At 67.2% G+C, this 3,131-nt stretch carries 2 protein-coding genes; one reads left to right on the forward strand and one right to left on the reverse strand.

Annotation, left to right across the window (positions count from 1 at the left end):
* On the reverse strand, nt 1-1,697 hold a 1,697-nt coding region (uvrA, locus tag Q4F04_RS09725; protein WP_303369633.1), incomplete at its 3' end, for an excinuclease ABC subunit UvrA.
* A gap of 152 nt (nt 1,698-1,849) precedes the next feature.
* Here uvrA and Q4F04_RS09730 point away from each other — a divergent pair.
* Nucleotides 1,850-3,131: bifunctional UDP-sugar hydrolase/5'-nucleotidase (locus tag Q4F04_RS09730; RefSeq protein ID WP_303369634.1), on the forward strand; the 1,282-nt coding region annotated here is incomplete at its 3' end.

The following is a 3,131-nucleotide window of genomic DNA, read 5'->3' on the forward strand; positions in this document are numbered from 1 at the left end:
CCCATGTCGAAGACATAGTCGGCATGGCGGATGGCGTCCTCGTCATGCTCGACCACGATCACCGAGTTGCCTTGGTCCCGCAGCCCCTTCAGCGCGTCCAGCAGCCGGTCGTTATCGCGCTGATGCAGGCCGATGGAGGGCTCGTCCAGCACATAGAGCACCCCCGTGAGGCCCGAGCCGATCTGCGAGGCCAGCCTGATGCGCTGGCTTTCCCCGCCTGACAGCGTGCCCGCCGCGCGGCTCAGCGTCAGGTAGTCCAGCCCCACGTTGACAAGGAAGCCCAGCCTTTCTCGGATCTCCTTGAGGATCGGCGCGGCGATCTCTCCCTTCTGGCGCGACAACTGCGGCGCAACCTCGCCCATGGTGTCCAGCGCCTCGCGGATCGACAGGTCGGTGATCTGGCCGATGTGGCGCCCGGCGATCTTGACCGCCAAGGCCTCGGGCTTCAGGCGGTTGCCGTTGCAGACATGGCAGGGGCGGCTGTTCTGGTAACGCTCAAGCTCCTCGCGCGACCAGGCCGAGTCCGTCTCGCGGTAGCGGCGCTCGATGTTGGGCAGGACGCCCTCGAAGGTGCGGCTGACCTCGTAGACCCGGCCCGCGTCGTCGAAGCGGAAGCGGATTTCCTCATCGCCCGAGCCGTGCATGAGCACGTGGCGGACGTGATCCGGCAGGTCGCGCCACGGGGTCTTGCGGTCGAAACCGTAATGCGCGGCCAAAGCGTTGATCGTCTGGGTGAGGTACGCCGACTTGGACTTGGCCCAAGGCGCAATGGCCCCCTGTGCGACCGACAGGCCGGTGTCCGGCACGACCAGGCGCTCATCAAAGAACAGTTCCACCCCCAGCCCGTCGCAGGCCGGGCAGGCGCCCAGCGGCGCGTTGAAGGAAAACAGGCGCGGCTCGATCTCGGGAATGGTGAAGCCCGACACGGGGCAGGCGAAGTTTTCCGAGAAGGTGATGCGCTCCGGCTCGCCCTCGGAGGGCGCAGTTTCCAGAACGGCGATGCCTTCCGCCAGATCCAGCGCGGTGCGGAAGCTGTCAGCCAGCCGCGTCTCCAGCCCCTCGCGCACGACGATGCGGTCCACCACCACGTCGATGTCATGGCGGAACTTCTTGTCCAGCGCAGGCGGCGTGTCGAGTTCGTGGAACGCCCCGTCGATCTTGACCCGCTGGAAGCCCTTTTTCCGCAGGTCCAGCAGTTCCTTTTCATAGGCGCCCTTGCGGTCGCGGACGATGGGGGCCAGCAGATAGGCGCGGGTGCCCTCGGGCAGCGCCATCACGCGGTCCACCATGTCCTGCACCTGCTGCGCCTCGATCGGCAGGCCGGTCGCCGGGCTGTAAGGCGTCCCCGCGCGGGCGAACAGCAGCCGCAGGTAGTCGTAGATTTCCGTGACCGTCCCCACGGTCGAACGCGGGTTCTTCGAGGTCGTCTTCTGCTCGATCGAGATCGCCGGCGACAGGCCCGAGATATGGTCCACGTCCGGCTTGCCCATCATGTCGAGGAACTGCCGCGCATAGGCCGACAGGCTCTCGACATAGCGCCGCTGGCCTTCCGCATAGATCGTGTCGAAGGCAAGCGAGGACTTCCCCGACCCCGACAGGCCGGTGATGACCACCAGCGAGTCGCGGGGAATGTCCATGTCCACGCCCTTGAGATTATGCTCGCGCGCGCCGCGCACCTCGATGAACTTCTGTTCCATGCGGACCTCTCGGGGGGACAAGGGCATCAGATATGGTCGCCCGCGCGAAACGCAAGCCGGAAAGAACATCCGGCGAACACCTGCGCTGAAGCCTGCTTGTCACATGGGCGTGCCACTGGCAGGCTGAACCCGATCCCCTGACGGAGCCCGCCATGACCCGACTGCTTCTGACCACGGCGCTGGTCGCCCTCGGCACCACCGCGCAGGCCGACTATGTGCTGCACATCCTGCACACCAACGACCTCCACAGCCGGATCGAGCCGATCAACGCCTTCGATTCGACCTGCGACGCCGAGACGCTGGCCAAGGACGAATGCTTCGGCGGCGTCGCGCGGCTGAAAGCCGCCATCGACGCCCGGCGCGAGGCAATCCGGGCCGGGGGCGGCAACGTGATCGTGCTGGACGCGGGCGACCAGTATCAGGGGTCGCTGTTCTACACGACCTACAAGGGCCGCGACACGGTCGAGTTCATGAACGCCATCGGCTATGACGCCATGGCCTTGGGCAACCACGAGTTCGACGACGGCCCCGAGGGCGCGGCGGTGCTGCTGGACGGGGCAGCGTTCCCGGTGATGTCGGGCAACCTCGACGTCTCGCAGTCGAACCAGCTTGCGGGCAAGCTGCGGCATGTGGTGACTCTGGAGGTGGGCGGAGAGAAGATCGGCCTCGTCTCGGCCTTGGCGATGGACACGCCCGAGACGGCCTCGCCCGGCCCCTTGGTGATCTTCCATGACGACATGGAGAGCCTCAAGGCCGGAGTGCAGGCGCTGGAGGCCGATGGCGTGGACAAGATCATCGCCCTGACCCATGTGGGCTACGGCCGCGACCTCGCCTTCGCCGCGGAAGTCCCCGGCCTCGACGCCATCATCGGCGGCCACAGCCATACGCTGCTGGGCGACATGGAGGGCGCGGCAGGCCCCTATCCGACGCGGGCCACTGGGCCGGAGGGCGCCGAGGTTCCGGTCGCAACCGCCTACGCCTACGGAAAATACCTGGGCGAGTTGAAGCTGATCTTCGACGACGAGGGCCGACTGACCGCGGCCGAGGGCGCCCCGATCCTGCTGGACGCCTCGGTCCCGGAAGACCCCGCCATCGCGGCGCGGGTGGCCGAACTGGCCAAGCCGTTGGAGGAGTTGCGGCAGAAGCAGGTGGCCGAGATCGCGGTCCCCTTGGGCGCCGACCGGGCCGACTGCCGGGCACGGGAATGCGTCATGGGCAATGTCGTGGCCGATGCGATGCTGGCGCGGGTGGCGGATCAGGGTGTCAGCATTGCCATCCAGAACGGCGGGGGCCTGCGCGCCTCGATCGACGCGGGCCCGGTGACGATGGGCGAGGTCTACGACGTCCTGCCCTTCCAGAACAGCCTGTCCACCTTTCGTGCCAAGGGTTCGACCGTGCTGGCGGCGCTGGAAAACGGCGCCAGCGAGATCGAGA

This window comes from Paracoccus sp. (in: a-proteobacteria) (genome assembly GCF_030536915.1).
In the GTDB taxonomy this organism is placed as follows: domain Bacteria; phylum Pseudomonadota; class Alphaproteobacteria; order Rhodobacterales; family Rhodobacteraceae; genus Paracoccus.